A 6,000-nucleotide genomic window follows, 5' to 3' on the forward strand; every position below is an offset into this window, starting at 1 on the left:
GGGAGTGTGAACCGCTGATGGCAAGTTTGCGTGAATTGCGCTCCCGCATTCGTGGTGTGAATTCGATCAAGAAGATCACCAAGGCCCAGGAGCTGATCGCGACCTCGCGAATCTCCAAGGCGCAGGCCAGGGTTGCGGCCGCCAAGCCGTACGCCGAGGAGATCACCAAGGTCCTCGGCGAGTTGGCGAACGCGTCGCAGAACCTGACCCACCCGCTGCTGACCGAGCGCGTCGACCCGCGCCGGGCGGCCGTGCTGGTGATCACCAGTGACAGTGGCATGGCAGGCGGCTACAACTCCAACGTGCTCAAGCGCGCCGAAGAGTTGATGCACACGCTGCGTGGCGAGGGTAAGGAACCGGTGATCTACGTGATGGGCAGCAAGGGCCTCACGTACTACACCTTCCGCAACCGCACGCCGGTCGCCTCGTGGACCGGGTTCTCGCAGCAGCCGAAGTACACCGATGCTTCGGCCGCATGCAACCACCTGGTCGAGGCGTTCATGGCGGGCTCCGACGGTGTGGTGCCCGCGCCGGACGGCACGGGCGACATCGCCGGTGTCGACGAGCTGCACATCGTGTACACGCGCTTCGTGTCGATGTTGACGCAGACCCCTGAGGTGCGCCGGTTGGCGCCGATCCAGGTGAGCTACGTCGACGAGAACTTCGACATGGGCGAGGACATCGTGTCGGATTCGCCGACGGCGGATGTGCACGCGCAGTACGAGTTCGAGCCCGACGCCAGTGTGCTGCTGGCAGCCCTGCTGCCGAAGTACATCAACACGCGTATCTACTCATCGTTGCTCGAGGCAGCGGCATCCGAGTCCGCGGCTCGGCGCACCGCAATGAAGGCAGCCACCGACAACGCCAACGACCTGGCCAATGTGCTTTCGAGGCAGGCGAATTCGGTGCGGCAGGCCCAGATCACGCAGGAAATCAGTGAGATTGTCGGCGGCGTAAACGCCCTGGCTTCGAGCTCGGACCGCGACTAAGCGCAGGAAGAGAAAAATGACCGCAGCAGTCACGCAAGACAACACGAGTCGGACCGGCGCAGACTCAGGTCGCGTCGTCCGAGTCATCGGCCCCGTCGTTGACGTCGAGTTCCCCCGGGGCTCGATCCCTGACCTGTTCAACGCCCTGCACGCCGAGGTCACGCTGACCTCGGTGGCCAAGACCCTGACCCTCGAGGTCGCCCAGCACCTCGGTGACGGCATCGTGCGTTGCATCTCGATGCAGCCCACCGACGGCCTGGTCCGTAGCGCGCCCGTCACCGACACCGGCAAGCCGATCTCGGTGCCGGTCGGCGACGTCGTCAAGGGCCACGTCTTCAACGCCCTCGGCGAGTGCCTGGACTCTCCTGGCCTCGGCCGCGACGGCGAGCAGTGGGGCATCCACCGCAAGCCACCGTCATTCGACCAGCTCGAGGGTAAGACCGAGATCCTGGAGACGGGCATCAAGGTCATCGACCTGCTCACCCCGTACGTGAAGGGTGGCAAGATCGGCCTGTTCGGTGGCGCCGGTGTCGGCAAGACCGTGCTGATCCAGGAGATGATCACCCGTATCGCGAAGGAGTTCTCCGGTACGTCGGTGTTCGCCGGCGTCGGTGAGCGCACCCGTGAGGGCACCGACCTGCACCTGGAAATGGCAGAGATGGGCGTCCTCCAGGACACCGCCCTCGTCTTCGGCCAGATGGACGAGCCGCCGGGCACGCGTATGCGCGTCGCCCTCTCGGCCCTCACCATGGCCGAGTACTTCCGCGACGTGCAGCACCAGGACGTGCTGCTGTTCATCGACAACATCTTCCGGTTCACCCAGGCCGGTTCCGAGGTGTCGACCCTGCTCGGCCGGATGCCTTCGGCCGTCGGTTACCAGCCGACCCTCGCGGACGAGATGGGTGAGCTCCAGGAGCGCATCACCTCGACCCGTGGTCGGTCGATCACCTCGCTGCAGGCGATCTACGTGCCCGCCGACGACTACACCGACCCGGCCCCGGCGACCACCTTCGCCCACCTCGATGCGACGACCGAGCTTTCCCGCCCGATCTCGCAGAAGGGCATCTACCCCGCCGTCGACCCGCTGACCTCGACCTCCCGCATCCTGGAGGCCTCGATCGTCGGTGACCGGCACTTCGCGGTGGCCAACGAGGTGAAGCGGATCCTGCAGAAGTACAAGGAGCTGCAGGACATCATCGCCATCCTCGGCATGGACGAGCTCTCCGAAGAGGACAAGGTCCTCGTCGGCCGTGCCCGTCGTCTGGAGAAGTTCCTCGGCCAGAACTTCCTCGTCGCCGAGAAGTTCACCGGCCAGGTCGGTTCGGTGGTTCCGCTGGAGCAGACGATCGACGACTTCGACCGGGTCTGCAAGGGCGAGTTCGACCACTTCCCGGAGCAGGCGTTCAACTCCTGCGGTGGCCTCGACGACGTCGAGGCGGCCGCGAAGAAGATCGCCGGAAAGTAGTCAGCGATGTCGGAAATGTCAGTTGATCTCGTCGCCGTCGAGCGGCTGCTCTGGTCCGGCCAGGCAACGTTCGTCAGTGCGCAGACCACCGAGGGCCAGATCGGCATCATGCCGGGCCACGAGCCTCTGCTCGGCCAGTTGGTCGAGGGCGGCATCGTGTCCATCGTGGACACCGACGGTCAGCGCATCGTCGCCGCGGTGCACGGCGGCTTCTTCTCGGTGACCGCGACCACGGTCCGGGTGCTCGCCGAGTCCGCGGAGTTCGCGGACGAGGTCGACGTCGAAGCGGCCCGCCGCGTGCTCGCCGATTCGGCGGCAAGCGAAGAGGACCAGCTGGCGGCCCAGGCCCAGGTGCGCGCGGTGGAGCAGATCGCCAACGCGTAAGCCACAACCCGATATTGAGCACGACACTGTCGGCGGCGAAGGTCTCTTCGCCGCCGACAGTTGTATCAAGACACGGCCCCGCAGTTTGTAAACTTGGGGTCGTGGTTGAATGACCGCACGGCGGTGTGCGCTATGGACCCGGACGCGGCAGCTCGGCTGACCACGAAGGGCTCGCGAACACCGCCGATTTGAATACGGGTGCCGGCGACACGGCTGCGACGGCACAGCGGCAGAGCGAAGGGACGAACTGCATTGCAGACCGGGATGGTTCTCCTGATCATTCTGGTGCTGACGCTCGTGTTCCTCGCCCTTGCTTCGACTTATCGCCTGATCATGTTGCGCCGCGGTGGAACCGCCGCGATCCTGCGCATGCTCCCCGCCCGTGGTGGGCAGGGCTGGCGGCACGGATTGATCAGATACGACGAGGACCGAATGGTCTTTTTCAAGCTGACGAGCCTGAAACTCGGACCCGACTGCACAATTCACCGGCAGGGCATCGAGATCGGCGATCGTCGCGGGCCGGTCGGCGACGAGTACGACATCATGACCGACGACATCGCGGTGATCACGGTCTCCGATCGTGACGGCAGCTTCGAGCTGGCCCTGGATCGCCCCGCCCGCACCGCATTCCTGTCCTGGGTGGAGTCCCGCCCCTCGGACCGCACGCGCAGAATGCGCTAGCTTGCCCGCTCTCCGCGTTCTGGCCAGACCCAGGTGCTGTGCGAGTTGCGTTGGCGGCAGCGGACTTGGACGAGTCAGCCGGTACCCGGTGAGTTACCCATGTGCTTACGGCATCAGTTGTTGCGTGTTACGGGATAGGGTTGCCCTGTGAGTGTGCATCTAACGCGGATCTACACGCGTACCGGTGACGACGGGACGACGGGGCTCAGCGACTTTTCGCGAGTCGCGAAGACCGATCCGCGGCTGGTCGCCTACGCGGACTGCGATGAGACGAACGCCGCTCTCGGCGTCGCGATCGCGCTCGGGCAGCCGGACGAGCACCTCGTCGAGGTCCTGCGGCAGATACAGAACGATCTGTTCGATGCGGGCGCCGACCTGTCGACCCCGGTTGTCGCGGAGCCGAAGTACCCGCCGCTGCGCATCACCCAGCCCTACATCGACCGTCTCGAAACCTGGTGCGACGAGTTCAATGCCGAACTGCCAGCACTGAATTCGTTCATTCTGCCGGGTGGCACGGCGCTGGCCGCGCTGCTGCACACGGCGCGCACCGTTGCCAGGCGCGCGGAGCGTTCCGCGTGGGCGGCGATCGAGACACACCCGGAAGACACGAATGTCCTCCCGGCGAAGTACCTCAACCGCCTGTCCGACCTGCTTTTCATCCTGAGCCGCGTGGCGAATCCTGGCGGCGATATCCTGTGGAAGCCCGGCGGAACCAGGTCGAGCACCTGATAATGCTCGAGACACGAGGACACACGTCCTGAGTACATGGGTAACACCCCGGGTACCCCCAGAACTCAGCCCGGCACCCGAACGCCGGCCCGCAACCGAACTACCGTGGCACCCAGAGTGCGCTGAATACCCGGAGCGGCGGAGCTGGATACCTGGAGTGGCGGGCCAGTGCCGCAACTATCCTTGCACCCAACAGTGCGCCGAATACGCGGAGAGGCGGCATGGAACGGTTTTTGGTTACCGGCGGGAATCGACTCGTCGGTGAAGTCGCGGTGGGGGGCGCCAAGAACAGCGTCCTCAAGCTGATGGCCGCTGCCTTGCTAGCTGAAGGCACCACCACGATCACGAACTGCCCGGACATTCTGGACGTGCCGCTGATGGGTGACGTGCTGCGCGGCCTCGGCTGCGACGTCACGATCGATGCGGGGGTGGTCACTATCAACACCCCGGCAGAACCGAAGTATCACGCGGACTTTCCCGCGGTCACGCAGTTCCGCGCGTCGGTCTGTGTGCTCGGCCCGCTGATGGCGCGCTGCAAGCGGGCGGTCGTCGCGCTGCCCGGCGGCGACGCGATCGGTTCCCGGCCACTGGACATGCACCAGGCCGGCCTCCGGCTGCTCGGTGCGACCAGCGAGATCGAGCACGGTTGCGTGGTCGCGCGCGCCGACGAACTGCAGGGCGCCAAGATTCGGCTCGACTTCCCCTCCGTGGGTGCGACCGAGAACATCTTGATGGCCGCGGTGCTCGCCGAGGGTGAGACGGTGATCGACAACGCCGCGCGCGAACCCGACATCGTCGACCTGTGCAACATGCTCGTGCAGATGGGTGCCCGGATCACCGGTGCAGGCACGTCGGTGTTGACCGTGCAGGGCGTCAAGCGGCTGTCGCCGACCAACCACCGGGTGATCGGCGACCGCATCGTCGCGGCAACCTGGGGTATCGCCGCGGCGATGACGATGGGTGACGTGCGGGTGACCGGCGTCAATCCCAAGCATCTGTCCTTGGTGTTGGACAAGCTGCGGTCCTCGGGTGCGCGGATCTCGTTCGAGCAGGACGGGTTCCGGGTGGTGCAGGCCGAGCGGCCGCGCGCGGTGAACTTCTCGACGCTGCCGTTCCCCGGCTTCCCCACCGATCTGCAGCCGATGGCGATCGGGCTCGCCGCGATCGCGGACGGCACGTCGATGATCACCGAGAACGTCTTCGAGGCGCGCTTCCGTTTTGTCGAAGAGATGATTCGGCTCGGCGCCGATGCGCGGACCGATGGGCATCATGCAGTGGTGCGCGGGATTCCGCGGCTGTCCAGTGCGCCGGTGTGGTCGTCGGATATTCGGGCAGGCGCGGGCTTGGTACTCGCCGGTCTGGTTGCCGAGGGGACCACCGAGGTGCACGACGTCTTCCACATCGACCGTGGCTACCCGAAATTCGTTGAGCAGCTACAGGCTCTGGGTGGTTCGGTGGAGCGGGTCGGCGCAGCTGAATGACAGATGAACGCTGAAAACCCTTCCTGACCAGGCGATTTGACATGATGCACGCAGACACGTAACTTTATTCAGGTCAGAGCGACACGGACACCGACCCGGGGCCGAGGAGCTGAGCGGAAACGCTGAGCGAGAGGCCAGGGAAACGAGGTAGTACGAGGAGCGCCTGACGCTCACACTAGCTTGATCGAGACCCTGATTTGTAGTCGGGGGAGCGGCTGAGCTAAGCTGGATAAGTTGCCTCACCGATCAATCGGCTTGAAACCCGGGCGAT

At 65.2% G+C, this 6,000-nt stretch carries 6 protein-coding genes; all 6 read left to right on the plus strand.

All coding sequences use genetic code 11. The features are described 5' to 3' along the window. The first annotated feature begins 17 nt into the window (after positions 1–17). The 6 genes from NA11_RS41315 to murA all read left to right on the plus strand — a co-directional run bounded on the left by NA11_RS41315 (position 18) and on the right by murA (position 5,729). Complete coding sequence (locus NA11_RS41315; RefSeq protein WP_069167567.1) at positions 18–989, plus strand: F0F1 ATP synthase subunit gamma; 972 nt, start codon at positions 18–20, stop codon at positions 987–989. Positions 990–1,005: 16 nt separating this feature from the next. Further along, the gene (gene atpD / locus NA11_RS41320; RefSeq protein WP_069167568.1) at positions 1,006–2,454 is read left to right on the plus strand and encodes a F0F1 ATP synthase subunit beta; all 1,449 of its coding nucleotides are present in this window, start codon (positions 1,006–1,008) and stop codon (positions 2,452–2,454) included. Between the two features lie 6 nt (positions 2,455–2,460). Further along, positions 2,461–2,838, plus strand: a complete 378-nt coding sequence (locus tag NA11_RS41325; RefSeq protein WP_029903031.1) for a F0F1 ATP synthase subunit epsilon — start codon at positions 2,461–2,463, stop codon at positions 2,836–2,838. A 264-nt stretch (positions 2,839–3,102) separates the two neighbouring features. Further along, complete coding sequence (locus NA11_RS41330) at positions 3,103–3,519, plus strand: DUF2550 domain-containing protein (protein ID WP_069167569.1); 417 nt, start codon at positions 3,103–3,105, stop codon at positions 3,517–3,519. 147 nt (positions 3,520–3,666) lie between these two features. Next, positions 3,667–4,248, plus strand: a complete 582-nt coding sequence (locus NA11_RS41335) for a cob(I)yrinic acid a,c-diamide adenosyltransferase (RefSeq protein ID WP_069167570.1) — start codon at positions 3,667–3,669, stop codon at positions 4,246–4,248. 221 nt (positions 4,249–4,469) lie between these two features. Further along, entirely contained in the window at positions 4,470–5,729 is a 1,260-nt protein-coding gene (murA, locus tag NA11_RS41340) for a UDP-N-acetylglucosamine 1-carboxyvinyltransferase (protein WP_069167571.1), read from the plus strand. Positions 5,730–6,000 lie beyond the last annotated feature (271 nt).

Source organism: Nocardia altamirensis NBRC 108246 (assembly GCF_001612685.1).
GTDB classification, from domain to species: Bacteria; Actinomycetota; Actinomycetes; order Mycobacteriales; family Mycobacteriaceae; genus Nocardia; species Nocardia altamirensis.

Coding starts and splice junctions, on each gene's coding strand:
- NA11_RS41330 (WP_069167569.1), top strand. CDS start 3,103: ATGGTTCTCCTGATCATTCTGGTGCTGACGCTCGTGTTCCTCGCCCTT.
- murA (WP_069167571.1), top strand. CDS start 4,470: ATGGAACGGTTTTTGGTTACCGGCGGGAATCGACTCGTCGGTGAAGTC.
- NA11_RS41325 (WP_029903031.1), top strand. CDS start 2,461: ATGTCGGAAATGTCAGTTGATCTCGTCGCCGTCGAGCGGCTGCTCTGG.
- NA11_RS41315 (WP_069167567.1), top strand. CDS start 18: ATGGCAAGTTTGCGTGAATTGCGCTCCCGCATTCGTGGTGTGAATTCG.
- atpD (WP_069167568.1), top strand. CDS start 1,006: ATGACCGCAGCAGTCACGCAAGACAACACGAGTCGGACCGGCGCAGAC.